This is a genomic window from Cupriavidus sp. 2SB (genome assembly GCF_005503625.1).
GTDB lineage: Bacteria > Pseudomonadota > Gammaproteobacteria > Burkholderiales > Burkholderiaceae > Cupriavidus.
Map to the genome: position 1 here is coordinate 44,191 of NZ_SCMX01000027.1, position 22,152 is coordinate 66,342.

Consider the following 22,152-nt stretch of genomic DNA (forward strand, 5'->3'; position numbering starts at 1 on the left):
CACAAGACGAACAGGAAATCGCCCCATGGAATCGAAAGTCAGCCGCCGCCTGACCCAGCCCACCGCCCCCGAGGTGTGCCAATTCATCTACCAGCCGCGCCTTGACCGCGACTTCGCACCGGGCTTCCGCTATCTCACGGATATCAACGCGGCGCATTTGCTGATGCTGAGCGGCGCCGGGCTGATCCCGTCGGACGTGGCGGCGACACTCGCCTGCGCATTGCACCGTATGACGGAGGAAGGTCCGGAGGCCGTGGCACTCGATCCGCAACGCGAGGACGCCTACTTCAACTACGAGGCTCGACTGATGGAAGTAGCAGGTGCCGATGCAGGCGGACGCCTGCACGTAGCCCGCAGCCGCAACGATATCCTCGCGACGCTCGATCGACTGCGTGCCCGTGACGCCGTGCTCGAACTCTTGTCGACGATGCTCGACACACGCGAAACGATATTGGACAAGGCCGCCGCCCATGCCGATACCGTGATGCCCGGCTACACGCATTTGCAGGCGGCGCAGCCGATCACCTATGGCTATTACCTCTGCGGTATTGGCGAAGCGCTCGGTCGTGACATCGCCCGCCTGCACCGGGCGCTGGAATTGCTCGATGCCTGCCCGCTCGGCGCCGGCGCACTGGCCGGTACGGCGTTTCCGATCGATCGCCATGCCACGGCCCGCTGGCTAGGGTTCTCGCGTCCCGCCCCGAACGCGCTCGACGCCGTGGCCTCGCGCGACTTTGCCTGGGAGATTCTCTCCGCGATCACGATTGCCGCAGTCACCTGGGGCCGCGTCGCGCAAGACCTCTATGTCTGGGCCACGCCGGAATTCGGCCTGATCGATTTCCCCGACAGCGTGGCGGGAACATCGAGCATCATGCCGCAGAAGAAAAACCCGGTTGTTCTCGAATACCTGAAAGGCAAGGGAGGCCACATGCTGGGCCTGCTGACCGGCGCACTCGGCGCGCTGAAAGGCACCCATTTCACGCATTCCGGCGACGGCAACCGCGAAAGCATGCGCGGATTCTGGGACGCTGTGGAAGAAGGCAGGCGCTGCGCCAGCTTGTTGAAACTGGTGCTGGAGCATGCCGAACCGCAGCGCGTGAACATGCTGACAAAGGCGCGGCGCGATTTCTCATCCGCCACCGATCTCGCCGACATGCTCGTGCGTGACGCCGGCATGTCGTTCCGCGAAGCCCATCATGTAGTGGGCGCAGTCGTGCGCGAAGCACTCGATCGACACATCCCCGCCTGCGAAATCGACAGCGACATGGTGGACCGCGCTGCGCTGGAAGTGACTGGCCGTGCCGTGGGCGTGGATGCTGAAGCGGTAACGCGCTGCCTCGATCCGGAGCAGGGGGTGGCGGCGCGCTTGTCGGAGGGTGGACCTGCTCCGATGCGGGTGCGCGAGCAGGTGGCGGTACAACGCGATGAACTGGCGCGGGATCGGTGCGCTATCGAAGTCGTGGTGAATCAAGTTGCTGCAGCACGGGAGGCGATGCAGGAGGCAATGGGGGCGCTTGGTGGCAAGTAAATCCGGTGGGAGGCGATTAGGGTCCGATGTACCGGCTGCAATCGGGCATTGGCGAATCCGGCGCATAAACTCCGCGATCGTCTAGCCGGAAGGTGCGTGTGAAGCTGCAGACGGGGTCGATGACGTTGGCGTCGGCGCCTTCGCGTTGATTGGTTGCCTTCGCTGTAGCACTCTCTGTTGGCAAGGGGCTGCCGGAATCCTTCGATGCTTCCGTGTCGTAGACCAGTTGCGGAAAGCCGGATTCCACATTGCGATCCAGTGTCAGTGTCGAAAAAAAGTAATGGTCCGGGCAGGCTTTCTTGCGCCGGTCCTCGGCACTATCCGATTTGCAGTCGGGAAATCTTCGTATGACCGCGCTGGGAAGCGTCAGGATTTCCCGGGACTGGAACGTTGTGCCGCGCCGTGTGATCCGGAAGAGATGCGTTTGCCAGGTGCGATCCCTCTTGTCCCACGTCACGTAAATGTCCGACGTGATGGCGCGCAAGCCCACCACGATGCTGTTGTCCTTGCTGTCTGTGCGAAGGACGGTAGCCCATGGCAAGGCCGACACTGCGCCTTTGCTCGTTGAAGCGGTGGGGAACTTGAACCGATACGTGGCGGGATTCGTCCCCGCATATTGGATCTCGACCCATTGCCATGCTTCGTCGAGATCTGCCTTGGGCGAAACGCGAACGCAGAGTTGCTGGTCTGGTGTACAGCCCTCCAGCAATGGTGCATCGGGTACACCTGAGCTGTTGTCGATCAAGGGCTCCATCCGGTTACCCGCACGATCGGTCTTCACGGCGAACTGAAAGCTCTGCAATTCGGCGATCCGCGCCTGGTAGAGCGCCTCCAGACACGCGACGTCCTGCCCACAGTGGCTCCGCTTCTCCATCCATTGCCACTCGGAGGATGGATCGAGGGCCGGGCCGAATACGCTTTCCGATGCCGCTTTACGAGCTTCGGCCATCTCGCGCTCAAGCTTGGGAAAATCTGCGGCGATGCAGGCTGCCTTTGCAGATTCCGACGGCTGCTTGTTGCAATCGATCCAGGCTGCGTGCGCGCCCAGTGAGAGGATCGAGAGCGCGCAACACGCACACGATAGAAGCAGTATTTTGAAGCGACGACGCATGACGATTTCGAAGGCAGGTTGTGGCACCGGCTGAAATCATAGGTCTATCGTCCGTGCAAGGCGGTCCCATCAGATCAAACAAAAACGCCGCCGCGCTAAAATCCCGTCCATGCATTCCATTCGCAAACGCCCCGCCATCGACGGCCAGCTTGGCTGGTTCGAGACTTCCCCTTCCAGTCACACTTCCATCGGCCAGCGCCTGACAGGTCAGCATCGGTTTGATTTCGCCGTGATTGGCGCCGGATTTACCGGTGTCGCGCTGGCGCGTCGGCTGGCCGAGTTGCATCCGCAGGCGCGTATCGCGTTGGTGGAGGCGCTGGGTGTGGGGCAGGGCGCGTCGGGGCGCAATGCCGGGTTCATCATCGATATTCCGCACAACGTGGATGGGGGCGAGGCGGATGCCGCGTCGAGCCGCAAGTTGCATGCGCTGAACATGTTCGCGATTGACCGGCTGCGTGGGCTCAAGGATCGCTTTGGTATCGACTGCGCCTGGCAGAAGGCCGGCAAGTACATGTCGGCGCATGAATCCGCGCATATCAGCGCGCTCGAAACATTTGCGGGCGGGCTGAAGGCCGCGGGATTCGCGTATGAATTCCTGGAAGGTGCGGCGCTCTCGCAGCGCCTTGGCACTGACTACTACAAGGCGGCGATCTATACGCCGGGCAATGTGCTTGTGAATCCGGCGTCGCTGGTGCGGGGATTGGCGGCGGCGTTGCCTGAGAACGTCAGCGTGTTCACGGGAAGTCCGGTGACGGCCTGCCAGTATGGTGCGCCACATGTGCTGGCGTTTGCCGATGGCACGTTGCGCGCGGACAAGCTCGTCCTCACAGTGGGCAGCTTCAGCGAGGCATTTGGCCGCGTGCGCAACCGGCTGGCTACGCTGTTTACCTATGCCAGCCTGACCGAGCCCTTGAGCGATGCCGAGCACGCCGCGCATTTTTCCGATGTCCAGCCGTGGGGCAGCACTTCCGCGCATCCGGCGGGTACCACGGTGCGTTACACACCGGATCGCCGCATCTTCGTGCGGAATACGTTCCACTACCGTCCGTCGCTGCATGCGAGCGATGCCGACCTGCGTGCCGCCGCCGCGCATCATCGCCAATCGTTCGAAGCGCGTTTTCCGATGCTGGCGCGCAAGCCATTTGCGTATACATGGGGCGGGTTGATCAGCATGACGCTGAACCACCATTCGGTGTTCCGCCGGGAATCGGACAACCTGTTTAGCGTGGTGGGATGCAACGGGGTGGGCGTGGCCAAGGGCACTTACCTCGGGCATTACATGGCCGAGTTCATGGCTGGCATGCCGAGCGCAGCCATCGATGACATCGCGGCCGGCAGCCATCCCAACTGGATTCCGCCCGAGCCCATTCGGGGGATCGGCGCGGCCATGCGGTTGCGGCGCGAACTGGCGGGGGCAGGCGGAGAGGTCTGATACCTGTCTGCGATCCGTCTGACATCGACTCGGAAATCAGCGGATGGCGTCGGGGCAACGGTTGGATTTCGCCGGTTGGCTCGCAATCTTTTGATCACGCAGATCGCGTCTTTTTTAGGATTTGTGTGATAGAAAACACGTCGCTTGCCGGGTAGCTTTCTTGCTGCCTCGCGAGCCATGAAACAGCTTTGCTGGTCTCGCGGTTGTGTTCAACCCGAGACGTGTCTTTCATGGTATCGCGCGACCAGTACTCCTTTTTTGCGGCGCGTCGCCGCACGGTAAGCCTCGTAAGCCGGGCATTGCCGCAGCTTCCCATCGATGATCCTTGTCTAACCTTTGTTCACCTGGAGGGTGAAGAAGCACTCGGGGCGGAGTACGCCTACGACATCTCCGCGCGTTCCCCGGACAATCCATTGGCGCTAGCGGCTGCCAGCAGCTTGAATTTGCAGGCGCTCGTTGGTACGGAACTGGGCGTCGCTATTGAGCTGGACGGGATTGGAACCGGGCTGTCAGGCGGGATAGGCGCGGGAACGCGCCACTTGAGTGGCGTCGTCACGCAAGCACGACGCGTCCACAGTGACGAGCGTCACATCACCTATCAGTTTCGTATCGAGCCGTGGCTGGTGATAGCCAAACGCGCCAGTCACTATCGGCGTTTTCACGGCAGTACCGCACCGCAGATTATCGAAGCAGTGCTGTCGGACTACATCTTTCCGGTGGAGTACCGTCTCTCCGAGATCTATCCCGTTCGCGACTATCAGTGCCAATACGGCGAGACCGACTACGACTTTGTGGTCCGGCTGATGCAGGAATGGGGAATCACGCACTATTGGGAGCACGGTCTCGACCGTCACCGGCTGGTACTGGTCGATGGCATGGGCGCTTTTCGGCGGAATGACAGCGCTGCCTACCACACGCTACGCATGTACCCACCGGGTGTGCGTATCGATGAAGAACATCTGAACCGATTCGCGCTGACGGAGACGCTGCGATCCGGCGAGTGGGTAACGAGCGACTATGACTTTACGCGTCCCAAGGCCGATCTGACCACGCGCGATGGCGCCCCGCGTGACACGTCGCGCGCCAGCTATCCGCGCTATGAATGGCCCGGCGATTATCTGAACGCTGGCGATGAAGATGGTGGGATGCGCGCCCGGATGCGCATGCAGGCGCAGCGCTGTCTTGGGCAGCGAGCCAATGCCTGCGGCAATCTGCGAGGCGTCACCACCGGTACGACGTTCCTGCTGGCGGGTCATCCGATGGACAGTCATAACGGCGAATACCTTGTGACCCGAAGCCGCACCGAATTACGTGAAACGGGCGAAGAATCCGGTGCTGCCGATTCGTGGCTGTGTCATGTCGAGTTCGAGGTGCAGCGCACGTCCGAGGTGTTCCGGCCTCAACGCACCCTTGAAAAGCCGCGCGCAAGAGGGCCGGTGCCAGCTACCGTGGTCGGACCCGAGTCGGCGGCGGAACATTGGACCGACCAGTACGGACGGATCAAGGTGCAATTCCCGTGGGACCGTGTGGGAACGTTCGATGCCGATTCGTCGCCCTGGATGCGGGTCAACTACTCGAATGCCGGGAATGGTTTCGGCGCCGTGGAAGTGCCGCGCATCGGTCAGGAGGTCATGGTTGCCTTCTATAGCGACGATCCGGATCGTCCCGTGGTGGTGGGTCGCGCCTACAACGCACTCAATATGCCGCCGTGGGAGCTGCCCAACGAGGCGGTGCTATCCGGCATGCGCTCGAAGGAAGTCGGCGGTAGCCGCGCTGGTCATCTGCTATTCGACGACACGCAGCAGCGCATTCAGACGCAACTCTCCTCGGACCACCTGCTGTCGCAAATCAATCTGGGGCATATCCGCCGTGTCTCTGATCAGAGCGGAAGGCAGGAAAAGCGCGGCGAAGGGCTGGAAGCCCGCACCGACGGTCATGCCGCAGTGCGGGCGGCGCTTGGCCTGTTGCTGACAACTTTCTCGCGCGCCCAAGCAGAGGGCGAGATGATGAACGTGCGGGATATCGTTCATCAGATGCAGCAGGCACTGGATGTGACAACGACACTCGCAGAGAGCGCTGACGCCGCGCAGGCACAAGCCGGCGAGCAGCAGGACATCGCAAGGACGCTCAAGCAGCAAATTGCCGAGATCGAAGGCGGCGGCGAGCTTCAGGATTTCAGCGTTCCGCATGTCGTTGCAGCCAGCCCGGCAGGGGTCGTTTGCACCGCTGGCACATCTACCCATATTCATAGCGCTGACCACACGCAACTTACGACGGGTAAGCACCTGTCGGTCAGTACCGGCAAGAGCCTGTTCGCCAGTGTTGCGGACACCGTGCGCGTAATGGTGCACCGAGGCGGAATGAAATGGTTCGCCCGGCGAGGCAAGGTTCAGATCCAGGCACAGGATGACGCCATCGAGTTGATCGCAAGAAAGGTGATTCAAATCACGTCCACAGACGACTGGGTGGAGGTGATGGCGCGCAAGGGCATTCGCCTGCATGTCCAGGGCACCGAGATCTGCATTACCCAGGAAGGCATCCAGAACATCACCACGGGTCAGTGGATTGTCTTTGCGGCGGATAGGGATTGGGAGGGGCCCAAAAAAGCGGCCGGCGAACTGCCGACCTTGCCAGTGACAGGCAAGCATCAAGAGTACGTCGTGCTGCGTGATGCGGATACCGGCAAACCGCTGGCGAACTACCCGTATCAGATCACCACGCCGGATGGCGCCACATTGACTGGCAGATCGGACGCCGCGGGAAAAACGAGCGTCGTCCGTACCGATGATCCGCAGCCCGTGCGTGCAGAGCCGTTACCCAATCCGGATCTGCTGGAGATCGTCGAGGGTTGCTATTGGGATCAGGGCACTGCCCATCCGCTGGATTTTGTGAAACCCAGAAAGACTATCTGAACCTCCTATGGCGAAACAACCGAAGAAAACCGGAGAGCCTGCCCTTCCCGGCATCAATACGACGACGAAACCGAAAGCGCAGGGAGAAATCCTGCCGGTCACTGACCCAATTGACCTTTGGTATCTGTGCGAGAAGTGCAGCTATGCGCAGCAACACCCGTTACGCAACAAGAACGGCGTGGCGATGTATCAACGGTCCGTCACGCGATGGGTGCGCAAGGATGCCAGGAATTTCGATTTCCGCTTCCCGTATCACGGCGAGGTCGGCTTCGACATGACCCAATCGCCACCGAGGGCGATCATGAGCAAGACCGAAAGCTGGAGACCATCGATGTTTCCGCTATCGCGCTATTCGGAAATCCGGCGCGGCTATCTGCCCTTGAACGGTATCGACGTGCCGACCGAGTTTCGGACTGAAGAGGCACTGGTATCGAAGGACGAACTGGAGCGGACGCTGGACCCGAGAATCCGAGAGGGGAAGATGGTGAGGGTCAATGGCATGTCTCAACCGCTTCTGCGCATTCCGGATGTGCTGCGGGTCAAGGACGTCAATAGGACAGGCGCTGAAAAGTATCGACAGGACAATCTCGAGTTCGTCATCGAGATCAAGTTTCCAGGCGATCGATTCAGGGAAGGCCAATTGAGGGCCTACCGGCAAATTGCAGGCCCAAAGCATGCCACCACCCTGCGACTGCTCGATCCCCGCGTCTGCTCAATGCGGCGGCGTAAGGCGCGTGACTGGATTCGAACCAGCCAGCGCGAGCCCGTCTACAAGCCGCTGTCCAGAGTCATGGAACAGGTCGAGCAGCGGCGCAATAGCCTGGCATTTATCCCGGAATACCAATTGCTGATCGACGCAATTGACCGGGAGCACGAGGAAGTTCGGCGCATTCTGACGCCAGCGCCCATGCCAGCCGATACACCGGTCATAAAACCCATCTATCCCATTCCGTCATATGAGTTGGACCGGCGCGAGCGACAGTTCAGAAAACAGATGGAGATGACGCTTGCTGCGCCATTTATGGTCGCCGGGGCCATGACGTTTGCTGTGGGCGCGACGGGATTGCTGGCGGCCGACGCGCAGATCGGCCTTGCCCTGGGTGCGGCGCGCAACGCGGCTGGTCAGGCCGCCAGGATCATTCCATTCCCACGTGTGTTGCGGCCCATAGCGGCCGGCAGCGCCGCAGCCGCTGCCACGGAAAAGCTGGCGGCGCAGGTACAGCGCAACCGATCGGCGCGGGAGACGGAACGTGAAGTACAGGTGCAGTACCTGTACTGGCCGGACTAAACGGAAAACGAGGAGCTGAATATCATGGATTTTTTCGAACAATTCGACGATGCAAGCTGGGAGTTCACCATCGGGGATCACCATGAACCCGAGAAAAACGTGCTCCAGGCGGGGCTGGTGGGGGTGTTCTTTATCGAGATGGGGCAGTCGCTCGCCGACAAGCGGTACGGCATGCGACACGTCATCGAGCGGTACTGCCAGTTGTACGGGGATAACCTGCGCTGGGGCATCGTCCACGATAGCAACAGTAATACCTCGTATGACTACGAGGGGCAACGCGAAGCGGCCGACTATCTGGACATCGTGACGCAGCAAATGGATGCCGCCATGATGTTGAAGTGGATGTCAGGACCCGGTGATTCTTATGCCGATAGTGAACTCATTTCGGTTTATTCGGATGCGGACTGGTATCAAAAAGTGCATCGAACCATGTCGAGCATCTGCTTCTTCCTGCCGATTGAACGGCTCAAGGGCGGTGGCAAGTCGACATTCGAGCGCTTCCTGACCGAGATCTGCGATGCCGTGCAGCCCTTGCATGGCTATGCCGGGCTGGGAGTACAAGGCAGCAACGAACAGTACAACTATCAGCATTTGGAGTTTGGCATCGCCCGTGATTTTCTCGGTCTGGATGCGGCTCCGCGTATGTCGTTCCTGCTGGCCGAAGAGTTTCTGAAGGCGGGCTTCAAGACGATCAACTGGTACACCTTCCTCGACAAGAAGTGGGTCGATCAACTGGGTGGCGTGGAACAACTCCGCTCTCAACTGGACGATCCGCGCATTGTCTTTCTGCCCAATCGGCACGGCCTGGGCATCCGCGCGGGTGACTGGCCGGAACTCGGGTGGGTCCAGCGCAATCCGTATCCAGAGTTGTATGTCAAGGTCAATGGCGCACTCGAACCGGTGCGCGCGCCGGAGGTCGGTGGCTTCGCGTTTGGTTCAATCGGGGGAGAAACGCGCTTTACACATGAGACCAGCAATCTCTGGATGCGTCGTTTCGATGCGCCGGGCATCTGGCCGCCGCCCTGGTTGCAGTCTGGTAGCGACGCGTCACAAGTGCCGGCGGTTCTCGCCGCGGTGCCAACGCCGTCAGAGGAATCTGATACTGACTCGGCAAATCAGGAGAGGGTGCTGCCGGTTCATGCCGGTCAACCGTGTCCGCGCACGGGATGGTGGTTGGCCCGTGCCCTGTCGGCCAGGAGGGAGTTTGTAGAGGTCGGAGAGGTCATGCCGGGACCGGCAGCCAGCGCGGGGGGCAATCAGGTGATCTGGTACTGGTTGGGTATGACCCAGCAGAACTAGGACAACGAGCAGGATACAAGTGGCGAGGTTTGACGTTTCTCAGCAATCCCGCCAGCGTCCGGGCCGGATTCCCCGGGATTCCTTTGAAGCAGCGCAAAAACTGCGCATGACGCCGCAGAATCTCACTGTTTTTTGGCAGGCGGATTGAATACCATCGGGACCTTTCGTGGCAGGGGCGGTTCGCCTCTTCCTACGCATTGCCCATACCCAGCACCGAAGGAGTCCCCTTGCACCACGCCACATCTCCGGCCATCGCCCCTGAACCTGCGCCTGCCCGCGTGACATCCCATTCATGGCGTGTGATTGCCGCGGCTTCCATCGGCAATGCGCTGGAATGGTTCGATCTGGTGGTCTACGGTTTCTTTGCTGTCACCATTGCCACGCTGTTTTTTCCGGCGGAAAGCGACACCGTTTCCTTGTTGATGACGCTTGGCACGTTCGGTGTGTCGTTCTTCATGCGTCCGCTCGGTGCTGTCGTGCTTGGTGTGTATGCCGACAAGGCGGGGCGCAAGGCAGCCCTCACGTTGTCGATCCTGCTGATGATGGTGGGCACGCTGATGATCGCGGTGATGCCGACGTATGCCTCGATTGGTGTGCTGGCGCCGGTGGGCATCGTGATCGCGCGCATGATCCAGGGCTTCTCTGCAGGCGGCGAGTTTGGTAGTGCCACGGCCTTTCTGGCCGAGCATGGCGCGTCGCGACGCGGCTTCTTCTCAAGCTGGCAGGCGTCCAGCCAGGGATTGACCACGGTGCTGGCCGCATGCTTTGGCGCGTTCCTGACTTCGGCACTCACAGCCGAGCAGATGCTCGATTGGGGTTGGCGGATTCCGTTTTTCTTTGGCCTGCTGATTGGTCCGGTGGCGTTCTATATCCGACGGAACATCGACGAAACGCCTGAGTTCCTGGCCACGGAAACCTCGCAGCGTCCGTTGTCCGATACCTTCTCCAACCAACCGGAGCGTCTGCTGCTGGCGATAGGCGCGGTGGTGGTCGGCACGGTGGCGTCGTACCTGATTCTCTATATGCCGACCTATGCTGTGAAGCAGCTTGGCATCCCGCCCTCGGCGGCATTTGCCGCGACCATCGCCACGGGCGTAATGCAACTGATCGGGGCACCCATCTTCGGCCATTGGTCGGATCGCGTGGGACGCACCGGCATCATGCTCGGCGCGGCGCTGTTGTTCCTGGTGCTGGCGTATCCGGCCTATGCGCTGCTGGCGGCATATCCGACGTTCGGCATGATGATCGGCGTGCAGCTCTGCATCGGCGCCATCATCAGCGCGTATTTCGGCGTACTGCCGGCGCTGCTGACCGAGTTGTTCCCCACGGCGACCCGTACCACGGGGATGTCCCTCGGCTATAACATCGCGGCCACGCTGTTCGGTGGTTTCGCGCCATTCATTGTGACCGGGCTGATCAGCGTGACCGGCAACCCGCTCGCCCCAAGCTTCTACCTGAGCGCCGCCGCAGCCATCAGCGTTGCAACCTTGCTCTTGATCAGGCAGCTCGGCTTGCGCTAGTTGGTGCGCAACCCTGCACCAGCGTCGGGCCGCGCGCTTTGGCGGTGCATCAAAGCCGGCGCGATGCACGAGGTCGATGTCATGTAAAAAACCTCCAGTACTGCTGGAGGTTTTTTATTTAGTGGGTTGATTTACAAGGAGATTGGTTTTCCTTGGCTGTTCGTGACGGACGGCGAATGTTCCATGGCACAGCCTTTGCTGTACTCGCATAAACCATCTTGTATTCAAGATTGGATGCGAGTCGAACATTCACGAGGAAATGCCCATGTCCAAGCTGCCCCCTTTCCGTTCCGAGGTTTCCGCCACGCGCCGACGCCTGCTCAAGACGTCTGTCGCCGCTGCCGCTGCACTGTCCGCACCGGCCATCGTCCGCGCACAGGGCACCCCGAAACTGCGCGTCGGATTCTGGCCCGTGGCGTCGGCATTGCCGTTCTTCGCAGCCATCGAAAAGGGCTATTTCAAGGAAGCCGGGCTCGATGTGGAACCGCTCAAGTTCGCCAGCGCGCAACAGGTGATCGAGGCGATGATCGCTGGCCGTTGCGACGGTAGCGCCAATGGCACCGCCTCGGCGGCGCTGGCACTGGGCGAGATCGCGCAACCGGGCCTGCTCAAGATTTTCTGCACGAACCCCACCAACGCCAAGTTCGTGCTCGAAGAGTTCATCGTGGCCAAGGACAGTCCGATCAAGTCCGTGGCCGAGTTCAAGGACAAGCGCGTGGCGTGCGGCCCTGGCGTGCAGAACGTGGTGCTCGCCAAGACCATGCTGGAACGCGCGGGAGCAGGGCAGATGAGCGTGACCGAACTGCCGATCGGTCAGCACGTGGCGGCACTGGCCGCTGGCCAGGTCGATGGCATCTACACGCTGGAGCCCACCGGCACGGTGGGGCGCCTCAAGGGCGTGACGCGCACGCTGGAAGCTGGTGTGGTGGCGCGCTACATCCTCGGTGACCCGATGGCGCCATGGCATGGCGGCTCGGCCAGCCTGACGGCCGAATTCCTCGCCAAGCAGCCCGATGTCGCCAAGCGCTACATGGCGGCCTATCGGCGCGGTGTGAACCTCGTGAAGCAGTCGCCGCAGGAGGCACGCCCCTTCCTCAAGGGCTATACGGCCATCGAAGGTCCGCTGACGACCGAGGTGCCGATGTCCGACTACCTGTTCTACGACGAGTTCAAGGCCAGCGACGTCGCCTACTTCCAGCAGTTCTACAACCTGTTCTCGGACAAGGGCATCTTCTCGCGCAAGGTGGATGTCAGCACCATGCTCTACAAGGGGTAAGTCATGTCCGAAGCCTCCACTTCCAAGGTGCCCGCTGCGGGCATCGCCCAGCAGCCGTGGTCGCCGCCGGCGTCAGCCGATGCCGCACCGCGCCGGCCTTTCACGGATCGTTTGCTTCCCGCTGTGGGCCCGCTGGTGTTGCTGATCATCTGGGATGCCGTGGTGCGTCTGGGCTGGATCAAGGCCATTCTGCTGCCGAGTCCTGCTGACACGATTGCCGCGTTGATGACCGGCCTGGCCGGTGGTCCGCTGCTGACCGATTTTGTGGTCACGGTGTTGCGCACGTTGCAGGCATTTGCGATTGCCGCCGTGGTGGGCATGCCGCTGGGCGTGCTGCTGGGCAGCAACGAGCGTGCCTATCGCAGTGTGGAGTTCGTGATCGATTTCTTCCGATCCACGCCGTCGTCCGCGCTGATCCCGCTGTTCCTGCTGATCTTCGGTGTCAGCGATATCAACAAGATTGCCATTGCAGCATTCGGCGCCATGCTGATCGTGGTGTTCAACAGTGCCTACGGTGTCATCAACGCCCGCAAGCAGCGCGTCATGGCGGCGCGTGTCATGGGCGCCTCGCGCTGGCGCGTGTTCCGCGACGTGCTGATCTGGGAAAGCCTGCAACCGAGCTTTGTGGGTTTGCGTTCGGCGGTGTCGATGGCACTGGTGATCGTCATCGTGGCCGAGATGTTTATCGGCTCGGAGAACGGTCTGGGCCACGCCATCATCGACGCGCAGCAGGTGCTGAACGTCAAGACGATGTACGCCGCGATTCTGGCCGCAGGTGCGCTGGGCTATCTGCTCAATATCGTGTTTCTTGTTGTGGAACGACGCATCGTCCATTGGAGCGGGAGGTAAATCATGAGCGCAATCCAGACACCTGCCCGTCATGTCGACGTTCCCGTGCCGGCGTTCCGGCCGGGGCCGCCGGGCACACACATCACCATTCGCGGACTCACCAAATACTTCGCGGGCTGGCCGCTGTACGAGAACTTCGATCTCGATATTCCGAAGGGCCGCATTGTCTCGGTGTTCGGTCCCAACGGCTGCGGCAAAAGCACGCTGATCAACATGATTGCCGGCCTGATCCCGATCGATCGCGGCGAGATCCTGTTCGATGGCAAGACGCTCAAGGACACGCGCATCGGCTACGTGTTCCAGAACTACCGCGAGGCACTGTTCCCGTGGATGCGCACCATCGACAACATCGCCTATCCGCTGCTGCTCGAAGGTTGCAGCAAGGTAGAGGTGGATCGCCGCATGGCCGAACTGGTGGCGTCCTTCGACGTCAAGTTCGACCTGAACCGCTATCCGTATGAACTGTCGGGCGGACAGCAGCAGACCGCGTCGATCATGCGCGCGCTGGCGCCCCGGCCCGAAGTGCTGTTCCTGGACGAGCCGTTCTCCGCGCTCGATTTCGAGATGACGCTGTTCATTCGCGAGAAGCTGCAAGAGGTGTTCATGCAGACCGGCACCACGATGCTGCTGGTCTCGCACGATCTGGAAGAAGCGGTCTATCTGGCCGACCAGATCCTGCTGCTGACCAAGCGCCCCACGCGCGTGGCGGAAATCCTTGACTACACCGACGCGCGGCCACGTACCGTCGATACGCTATCCCAAGCCAGCTTTGTTGAAGCCAAGCGACAAAGCCTGGAGATTTTCCAGCGCGAGGTGCGCCGATGATGATGACAATTGCCGATTTGCATGAGCGCTATGCGCGAGGCACGCTCGATCCGATGGCGTGCGCCACGGAAGTACTGCGCCAGATCGAGTCATTCGACCGCCCCGAGGTATGGATCCATCGCGTGCCGGTCGAAACGCTGATGGCGAAGGCGCAAGCCTTGAAGGCGATGCTCGACCAGGAAGGCGAGGCCATCCTGCGGCGCCTGCCGCTGTTCGGCGTGCCGTTCGCGGTCAAGGACAACATCGACGTGGCGGGGCTGCCGACTACGGCAGCGTGCCCCGCGTTCACCTACGTGCCGCAATCCACGGCATTCGCGGTGCAGCGATTGCTCGACGCCGGCGCGCTTCTGGTCGGCAAGACCAACCTCGATCAGTTCGCTACCGGGCTGGTGGGCACGCGTTCGCCTTACGGCGCGGTGCGGCACAGTACGTCGCCCGCGTATGTCTCGGGAGGCTCCAGTTCGGGATCGGCGGTGGCTGTGGCGGGCAACTGCGTGGCGTTCTCGCTCGGCACTGACACCGCAGGATCGGGACGTGTGCCGGCTGGCATGAACGGACTCGTCGGTTTGAAGCCGTCGCTGGGTCTGGTGAGCAAGCGCGGCGTGGTGCCCGCGTGCCGCACGCTCGATACGATTTCAGTGTTCGCGCATGATGTGGCCGATGCCTGGCGCGTGCTGGAGCAGATCGGGGCTTACGATGCCGCGGATAGCTGCTCGTCGCGCGTGCCGATGCTGGGACTGCCGCGTGCGTGGCGCGTGGGCTTGCCCGATGCATTGAGCTTTGAGAACGATGCGCAGGCCGAACAGGCGTTCATGGCCACGCTCGATCGATTGGGTTCGCGGCTCGGTATCCAGACCGAGACCATCGATTTCACGCCGCTGGCGCAGACATCCGCGCTGCTCTACGACGGCCCATGGGTGGCCGAGCGTCGTGCTGCGGTGGGCGATTTTCTGGTCACGCATCGCGATGCAATGGATGCAACCGTCGTGACCGTGATCGAAAAGGCCAACCAGTTCAGTGCTGCCGATGCGTTCAACGCGCAGTACCAGTTGGCCGATCTGAAGCGCCAGGCCGAGGGGCTGTTCGCTCGGATCGATGTGCTGGTAGTGCCAACCGCGCCGACGCATCCGACCATCGCCGCCGTGCAGGCCGATCCCGTGGTCGAGAACAGCAAGCTCGGGCGCTATACGAACTTCGTGAACCTGCTCGACCTGTGCGCGCTGGCGATTCCTGGCCTGCCGCGTGCCGATGGGCTGCCTGCTGGCATCACGCTGATCGGGCCTGCTGGTGCGGATCATCGATTGGCGGTGCTGGGCGCAAAGATCGAAGCGAGCCTGCGCGGCACGGCCGACGTTCTGCCGGAACCGCTGCCGCTCAACGAGCCATCCGTGGCGCTGGCTGTGGTGGGCGCGCATCTGCGCGGTCAGCCGCTGAACTGGCAACTGCAGGAAGCGGGCGCCCGATTCATCGAATCGACAACCACATCGCCAAACTATCGGCTCCATACACTGGCCGGAACGGTGCCACCCAAGCCAGGACTGGTGCGTGACGATGCTGGCGCGGCCATCGAAGTCGAGGTGTGGGACGTGCCCCTGCACCAGTTCGGCAAGTTCGTGGCCGATGTGCCCGCACCACTTGGTATCGGCTCGGTCGTGCTGGCCGATGGGCGGCAGGTCAAGGGCTTCATTTGCGAGCCCTTTGCCGTGGAGGCTGGCAGCGGCGCACGAGACATCACCGCGTTTGGCGGCTGGCGGGCGTATCTGCGCAGCGTCGAAGCTGCCGAGCCAGCCGTTGCCGCAAGCTGAATTGCCACATCGCACTTCTCTCCATCCTATCCATCGGACCTTGCCATGACCCAACGTCGTGATTTTCTGAAACAGGCCAGCGCGCTGACGCTTGGCTCCCTCCTGCCGTTTGAATCGCTGCTGGCCGCCGAGAACGTGACGGTGGGTGTGCTGTATGTCGGCGCGCGCGGCGACTTCGGCTACAACCAGGCGCAGGCCACGGCCACCAGCGTGATTCGCAAGCTGCCCAACGTGAAGCTGGTGGAGGAAGAAAACGTGCCCGAGACCATCGCGGCGCAGAAGACCATGGAGGCCATGATCCAGCAGGACGGGGTCTCGCTGATCTTTGCTACGTCGTTCGGTTATTTCGATCCGCACGTGCTGAAGGTCGCGGCCAAGTACCCCAAGGTGCGGTTCGCGCACTGCGGGGGACTGTGGAAGGCCGGCAACCCGGCAAATATCGCCAGCTACTTCGGCTACATCGACGAATGCCAGTATCTGGACGGGGTGATCGCCGGGCACATGAGCAAGTCGAAGAAGCTTGGCTTCGTGGCGGCCAAGCCGATTCCGCAGGTGCTGCGCAACATCAATGCGTTCACGCTTGGCGCGCAGTCCGTCGATCCGTCCATCACGACGCGGGTGATCTTCACGGGTGACTGGTCGATGCCGGTCAAGGAAGCCGAGGCAGCCAATAGCCTGATCGACCAGGGCTGCGACGTGCTGACCTGCCATGTCGATGGTCCGAAGGTCATCGTCGAGACCGCCGAGAAGCGCGGCGTCATGAGCTGTGGGTATCACGCCAGCCAGGCAGCGCTGGCCCCCAAGGGCTATCTGACCGGCGCCGAATGGGATTGGGCCACGCCCTACAAGGCGATTGTTGCCAATGCCCAGGCCGGCAAGGCACAGCCGAATCTGCTGCGCGGCGGGCTCAAGGAAGGCTACGTGAAGATGTCGCCATACGGGGCAGCGGTCAGCACGGCAGCGAAGCAAAGCGCGGATGCCATCAAGGCGAAGATGGTGGCCGGCGACTTTGTGATTTTCAAGGGGCCGCTGAAGGACAACAAGGGTGGCGTCGCAGTGCCCGCCGGCACCAGGCTGGTTCAGACGGACTACGCGCTCGAATCCATGAACTACCTGGTGGCGGGCGTGGTGGGGCAGGGCTGACGAACGACGAACCCCGCCGAACCCCGCCGAATCCGTGGATCGACGTTGCCTCAGGAGCTTCCCATGCGCATCCCCGCCAGCACTGCCACGCTGACGCTGGCCGTCCTGCCCGCGTTGCCTACCTTGCTGGCCGTGGCCAGCGCGTTGTTGCTGTTCTCGTTGTTCCTGCTGCTGCAGGGGGCGCCGGTGCTGGAGGCGATGCAACTGATCTTCCAGGGCGCCTTCGGCACGCCGTTTGCCTGGCAGAGCACGCTCACGCGCGCTGCGCCGCTGATGCTGACCGCGCTATGCGTGGCGTTGCCGGCGCAGGTCGGCCTGATCGTGATCGGCGGCGAAGGCGCGTTGGCGCTCGGCGGCCTGGCCGCCGCGCTGGTGCCCCAGTGCGTGCCTGCGGCTACCCCGTGGTGGATCGTCATGCCAGCGATGGCCGCTGCGGGCATGCTGGCGGGAGGTTGCTGGATCGGTGCAGCCGGCGCACTGCGGCAACGGCGCGGGGTCAATGAAACCATCAGCAGCCTGCTGCTGGCTTACATCGCCATCGCCGTATTCAAGCATCTGGTAGAGGGGCCATTGCGCGATCCCGCCAGCCTGAACAAGCCCTCCACCGTACCCGTTCCGGATGCATGGATGGTCGGCACGCTGCCGGGCATCGACGTGCACTGGGGCTTGCTGGCTGGCGTGTTGGCCTGCGCGGCGGCGTGGCTGATGGTGCGGCGCTCGACGTTCGGATTTGCCATGCGGGTGACGGGCGGCAACGCCCGGGCGGCCCGGCTGGTAGGGCTGCCGGTGGGCCGTCTCACGCTGGCGGCCTGCGTGCTGGGCGGTGCGGCAGCAGGCCTGGCAGGCATGTTCGAGGTGGCGGCAGTACAGGGCAGCGCCAACGTGGCACTGCTGGCGGGGTACGGGTACAGCGGCATCCTGGTGGCGTTCGCGGCCCGGCAGAATCCGCTGGCCATCGTTGCCTGCGCACTGATGATCGGCGGCATCGAGAACAGCGGCAGCCTGCTGCAGCGGCGGCTGCATCTGCCCGATGCCACCACGTTTGTACTGCAGGGCCTGCTGTTTGCCAACCTGCTGGCGTGGGAAGCCATGGGCGGTGCGCTTTCCAGCTGGCGCGTGAAATTGCAGGACATTGCCCTGGCCGGCAAGGCGCAGGCAGAACTGGAGACCCGCCATGCATGAGGCTTCGTCGACGTGGCTCGTGCTGATACTGTCGCTGGTCACGGGCGCGATCCGCGTCAGCACGCCGTACTTGTTCGTGAGCCTGGGAGAGTGCCTGACCGAGAAGGGCGGGCGCGTCAACCTGGGGCTGGAAGGCATTCTCGTGTCGGGCGCCATGAGCGGCTACGCGGTGTCCTACCTGTCGGGGTCCCCGTGGCTGGGTGTGCTGGCCGCCGCAGGCGTGGGCCTGCTGCTGGGTGGCCTGCATGGGCTGGTGTGTTCGCTGCCCCGCGTGTCTGACATCGCCTTCGGCATCGCGCTGATGTTGCTGGGAACCGGGCTGGCGCTCTTCCTCGGCAAGCCGTTCATTGCACCGCAGGCGCCCGGCCTGCCATCGATCGAGCTGGGTGCGTGGTCGGCCTCGCTGCAGGTGCAGCAACTCCTGCGCATCAACGTGCTGTTCCTGATCGGCGTGGCGCTGGCTTTCGCGCTGCAATGGGGCATGCGCGCCACGCGCTGGGGGATGGTGCTGCGGCTGGTTGGCGATCACGGCGAGACCGCGCGCGCCATGGGCTACCCGCTAACACGCATCCGCATTGCGGCCACGGCCGTGGGCGGCTTGCTGGCCGGCGTGGGCGGCGCCTACCTGTCGCTGGTCTATCCGGGAAGCTGGAACGAGGGACTGTCCAGCGGGCAGGGGCTCATGGCCGTGGCGCTGGTCATCTTCGCGCGCTGGCAGCCCATGCGTTGCCTGTGGGCGGCGCTGCTGTTCGGTGCGGCTGGCGCGCTGGGCCCGGCACTGCAGGCCATCGGCATCACTGGCGGCTACTACCTGTTCAATGCGGCGCCGTATGTATTGACGCTCGCGATCATGACCATCAGCTGCCGCCCCAACCGTGCACTGGCCGGGGCGCCGGGCGAACTGAGCCTGACCCGCTGACCCGCCGACTCAATTCCATCAAGGACAACATGAACCGAACCATCGACGCCAGGCCATATCCCTGGCCCTATGACGGCAACCTTCGCGCCGACAACACGGCACTGGTCATCATCGACATGCAGACCGATTTCTGCGGTTTCGGCGGCTATGTAGACCGCATGGGCTACGACCTGTCGATGACCCGCGCCCCGATCGAGCCCATCCGCCGTGTGCTGGCCACGATGCGCGCCCAGGACTTCACGATCATCCATACGCGCGAAGGACACCGGCCGGACCTGTCGGACCTGCCCGCCAACAAGCGCTGGCGCAGCCGGCAGGCGGGTATCGGCGGCGTGGGCATTGGCGACGAGGGCCCCTGCGGCAAGATCCTGGTCCGGGGCGAACCGGGCTGGGAAATCATCGACGAACTGGCACCGCTGCCCGGAGAAATCGTGATCGACAAGCCCGGCAAGGGCTCGTTCTGCGCCACAGATCTGGAATTGATCCTGCGCACGCGCGGCATCGTGAACCTGATACTGACCGGTATCACGACCGATGTCTGCGTGCACACGACAATGCGGGAAGCGAACGACCGGGGCTTCGAGTGCACGATTCTGGCGGATTGCTGCGGGGCGACCGATCAGGGCAACCATGATGCGGCGCTCCACATGGTCACCATGCAGGGTGGCGTGTTCGGTACGGTATCGAACTCGCAGGCCCTGCTGGCCACGCTGGGTTAGCCGCCATGGCTGGCGAGGCACTTGGACTGGAAGTCATCGGCGCCACGAAATCGTTTGGCGCGTTCCGGGCGCTCGATGACGTATCGCTCAAGATCGCGCCCGGCACCATTCACGCATTGCTTGGCGAGAACGGCGCGGGCAAGAGTACGCTCGTAAAAGGGCTGGTCGGCTATGCGCCGCTGGATGCCGGGCAACTTGTTGCCGACCGGCGCGAGGTCCGTATCGATTCCCCGCGCGCCGCGCAGGCGCTGGGCATCGGCATGGTCTACCAGCATTTCACGTTGGCCGAAGGGATGTCCGTCGAGGAGAATCTGCTGCTCGCACGCGGGTCGCTGCCATGGAAGCTGGACTGGGCCGCCGAACGGGCCGCGCTAGACGCCTTCATGCAGGAAATGCCGTTCCGGCTGCCTCTGGACCGCCTGGTACGGACACTGGCCGCCGGCGAAAAGCAGAAGCTGGAAATCCTCAAGCAGCTCTATCTGCGGCAGCGTTTCCTGATCCTGGACGAGCCCACCTCCGTGCTGACCCCGCATGAGGCCGACGAAGTCCTCGGGCTGATGCGGACGCTGACGTCGCGCGGCGAACTGACCGTGCTGATGATCACCCACAAGTTCCGCGAGGTCACCGCCTACGCCGATGACGTGACAGTGCTGCGCAAGGGGCGCAGGGCCGGCGGCAGCGCCGTAGCCGATACCAACGTCGGGCAGCTTGCGGGGTGGATGATGGGCGCGGGCGATCTGGCCGGTACCGTTGTGGACGCCGAAGCGTCAGCGGCAGCCGGCGCACGCCGCGTGACGCGGACACCAACTGAAGCCGACGCGGCGGTGCGCTTGCGGGTAACCGGGATGACCGTCAGCGACGATCGCGGCCATGCCGCCGTGCGGGATCTCGCTCTGGCAGTCAGGGCAGGCGAGATTCTTGGTATCGCGGGCGTATCGGGCAACGGCCAGCGCGAACTGGTGGATGCACTGGTTGGCCAGCGGCCGCTGGCAGCGGGCACGATGGAGGTATCCGGACTGCCGTATCGCGCCACGCGTGCGGAGATGACCGCGCGGCGGTTGTTCGCGATTCCCGAGGAGCCACTCAGGAACGCCTGCGTAGCGGGCATGAGCGTCGCGGAGAACCTGGCGCTGCGAACGTTCGACCGTGCACCGTTGCGGCGCCTGGGTGGATGGCTGAACGGTGGCGCCATGCGCACGCGGGCGGTGAATCTGATCACCCAGTTCAATGTCCGTCCACCGCGTCCCGAACAGCAGATCGGGACCCTGTCCGGCGGCAACGTCCAGCGCGCGGTGCTCGCGCGCGAGCTTGGCCAGCCGGTGGACGTTCTGATCGTGGCCAACCCAGTCTTTGGGCTGGACTTTGCTTCGGTAGCCGATATCCACGCCCGGCTGCTGGCCGCGCGCAACGCCGGCGCCGCCGTGCTGCTGATCAGCGAGGACCTGGACGAACTGCTTGAACTGGCCGACCGCATCGCGGTGATGGCCGAAGGCACCATCGTGCACGAAGGTCCGGCCGACGCTGCAGACAGGACGGAACTGGGCCGGCACATGGCCGGACACGCAAGCCTGATTGATATCCCTACGGTCGCGGGCGCACAATGACGGCCATCGCAACGATTTCCGACCCACAACGTATGGACGCAACGTCGAATGCGCCGAACGCGATGGCGGAGCAGGTCTATCTGCGCATCAAGCAGGATATCTTCAACTTCCTGCTCTGCCCCGGTGACCGCTTCGCCGAACTGGCGATTGCCGCGCACTACGGCGTATCGCGTACGCCGATGCGCGATGCGCTGTTTCGCCTGCAACGCGAAGGCTATCTGGAAGTTGGTTTTCGGCGTGGCTGGAAGGTCTTGCCGGTGAACTTCGATCAGCTCGACCAGCTTTACGATCTGCGGATCGTGCTGGAGCTGGCCGCTATCGAGCGTATCCAGCATGTGGAGGGTGGGCAGGCAGCCATCGACGCACTGCGCGCTATCTGGTGCGTGCCGGAAGATCAGCGGGAGAGCGATCCGGCGACGATGTTCGAGATGGACGAGGATTTCCATCGTCGGCTCGTCGCCGCCATCGGCAACAACGAGATGCTACGCGTCCATAACGACGTGACGGAGCGCATCCGCATCATGCGCCGGCTCGACTTCCTGAAACCGAAGCGCACCAGCGCCACCTACGAGGAACACAGCACGCTGCTGGAACTGCTGACGCGGAATCGCCACGCGGAGGCGGCAATCCTGCTGCGTGCGCACATCACGCAGAGCAAGCTTGAAGTGCGCAAGATCACGCTGTCCATGCTCGCCGATGCGCGCAATCAAAAGCTTGCATTTGTCAGCTGAGGCGGTGCG

The 22,152-nt window shown here is 62.8% G+C and carries 17 protein-coding genes; 16 read left to right on the forward strand and 1 reads right to left on the reverse strand.

What is annotated here, in order from left to right; genetic code table 11:
• Window positions 1-25 precede the first annotated feature (25 nt).
• A complete protein-coding gene (gene argH, locus FFS21_RS14900; protein WP_137925559.1) occupies window positions 26-1,528 on the forward strand; it encodes an argininosuccinate lyase in 1,503 nt (500 codons plus the stop codon).
• Between the two features lie 16 nt (window positions 1,529-1,544).
• On the opposite strand, the gene FFS21_RS14905 is transcribed toward argH, so the two are convergent.
• Window positions 1,545-2,639: a lysozyme inhibitor LprI family protein gene (locus FFS21_RS14905; RefSeq protein ID WP_137925560.1), complete on the reverse strand. Its 1,095-nt coding sequence runs from the start codon at window positions 2,637-2,639 to the stop codon at window positions 1,545-1,547.
• Window positions 2,640-2,748: 109 nt separating this feature from the next.
• On the opposite strand from FFS21_RS14905, the gene FFS21_RS14910 reads away from it, so the two are divergent.
• The 15 genes from FFS21_RS14910 to FFS21_RS14980 all read left to right on the forward strand — a co-directional run bounded on the left by FFS21_RS14910 (window position 2,749) and on the right by FFS21_RS14980 (window position 22,143).
• Window positions 2,749-4,071 carry an NAD(P)/FAD-dependent oxidoreductase gene (locus FFS21_RS14910; protein WP_137925561.1) on the forward strand — a complete coding sequence of 441 codons (1,323 nt, stop codon included), beginning with the start codon at window positions 2,749-2,751 and terminating at the stop codon, window positions 4,069-4,071.
• A 230-nt stretch (window positions 4,072-4,301) separates the two neighbouring features.
• Window positions 4,302-6,983: a type VI secretion system Vgr family protein gene (locus FFS21_RS14915; protein ID WP_137925562.1), complete on the forward strand. Its 2,682-nt coding sequence runs from the start codon at window positions 4,302-4,304 to the stop codon at window positions 6,981-6,983.
• A 7-nt stretch (window positions 6,984-6,990) separates the two neighbouring features.
• Window positions 6,991-8,271, forward strand: coding sequence for a VRR-NUC domain-containing protein (locus FFS21_RS14920; RefSeq protein ID WP_137925563.1), 1,281 nt, complete (start codon window positions 6,991-6,993; stop codon window positions 8,269-8,271).
• 24 nt (window positions 8,272-8,295) lie between these two features.
• Complete coding sequence (locus FFS21_RS14925) at window positions 8,296-9,570, forward strand: type VI immunity family protein (RefSeq protein ID WP_137925564.1); 1,275 nt, start codon at window positions 8,296-8,298, stop codon at window positions 9,568-9,570.
• 251 nt (window positions 9,571-9,821) lie between these two features.
• A complete protein-coding gene (locus tag FFS21_RS14930) occupies window positions 9,822-11,090 on the forward strand; it encodes an MFS transporter (RefSeq protein ID WP_249359411.1) in 1,269 nt (422 codons plus the stop codon).
• Window positions 11,091-11,349: 259 nt separating this feature from the next.
• Window positions 11,350-12,366 carry an ABC transporter substrate-binding protein gene (locus tag FFS21_RS14935; RefSeq protein WP_502705177.1) on the forward strand — a complete coding sequence of 339 codons (1,017 nt, stop codon included), beginning with the start codon at window positions 11,350-11,352 and terminating at the stop codon, window positions 12,364-12,366.
• A 3-nt stretch (window positions 12,367-12,369) separates the two neighbouring features.
• Window positions 12,370-13,215, forward strand: coding sequence for an ABC transporter permease (locus FFS21_RS14940; protein WP_137925567.1), 846 nt, complete (start codon window positions 12,370-12,372; stop codon window positions 13,213-13,215).
• 3 nt (window positions 13,216-13,218) lie between these two features.
• Entirely contained in the window at window positions 13,219-14,040 is an 822-nt protein-coding gene (locus tag FFS21_RS14945) for an ABC transporter ATP-binding protein (RefSeq protein ID WP_137925568.1), read from the forward strand.
• 2 nt (window positions 14,041-14,042) lie between these two features.
• The gene (gene atzF / locus FFS21_RS14950) at window positions 14,043-15,845 is read left to right on the forward strand and encodes an allophanate hydrolase (protein ID WP_137925593.1); all 1,803 of its coding nucleotides are present in this window, start codon (window positions 14,043-14,045) and stop codon (window positions 15,843-15,845) included.
• Between the two features lie 45 nt (window positions 15,846-15,890).
• Window positions 15,891-16,988: a BMP family ABC transporter substrate-binding protein gene (locus FFS21_RS14955; RefSeq protein ID WP_137925569.1), complete on the forward strand. Its 1,098-nt coding sequence runs from the start codon at window positions 15,891-15,893 to the stop codon at window positions 16,986-16,988.
• A gap of 63 nt (window positions 16,989-17,051) precedes the next feature.
• The gene (locus tag FFS21_RS14960) at window positions 17,052-18,170 is read left to right on the forward strand and encodes an ABC transporter permease (protein WP_137925570.1); all 1,119 of its coding nucleotides are present in this window, start codon (window positions 17,052-17,054) and stop codon (window positions 18,168-18,170) included.
• Window positions 18,163-19,089 carry an ABC transporter permease gene (locus tag FFS21_RS14965; RefSeq protein WP_137925571.1) on the forward strand — a complete coding sequence of 309 codons (927 nt, stop codon included), beginning with the start codon at window positions 18,163-18,165 and terminating at the stop codon, window positions 19,087-19,089. The genes FFS21_RS14960 and FFS21_RS14965 overlap by 8 nt, the downstream gene beginning before the upstream one ends.
• A 29-nt stretch (window positions 19,090-19,118) precedes the next feature.
• Complete coding sequence (gene biuH / locus FFS21_RS14970; protein ID WP_137925572.1) at window positions 19,119-19,808, forward strand: biuret amidohydrolase; 690 nt, start codon at window positions 19,119-19,121, stop codon at window positions 19,806-19,808.
• A gap of 5 nt (window positions 19,809-19,813) precedes the next feature.
• A complete protein-coding gene (locus tag FFS21_RS14975; RefSeq protein ID WP_137925573.1) occupies window positions 19,814-21,412 on the forward strand; it encodes an ABC transporter ATP-binding protein in 1,599 nt (532 codons plus the stop codon).
• A complete protein-coding gene (locus FFS21_RS14980; RefSeq protein ID WP_237380520.1) occupies window positions 21,409-22,143 on the forward strand; it encodes a GntR family transcriptional regulator in 735 nt (244 codons plus the stop codon). Before FFS21_RS14975 ends, FFS21_RS14980 begins: the two co-directional genes overlap by 4 nt.
• The last annotated feature ends 9 nt before the right edge of the window (window positions 22,144-22,152 follow it).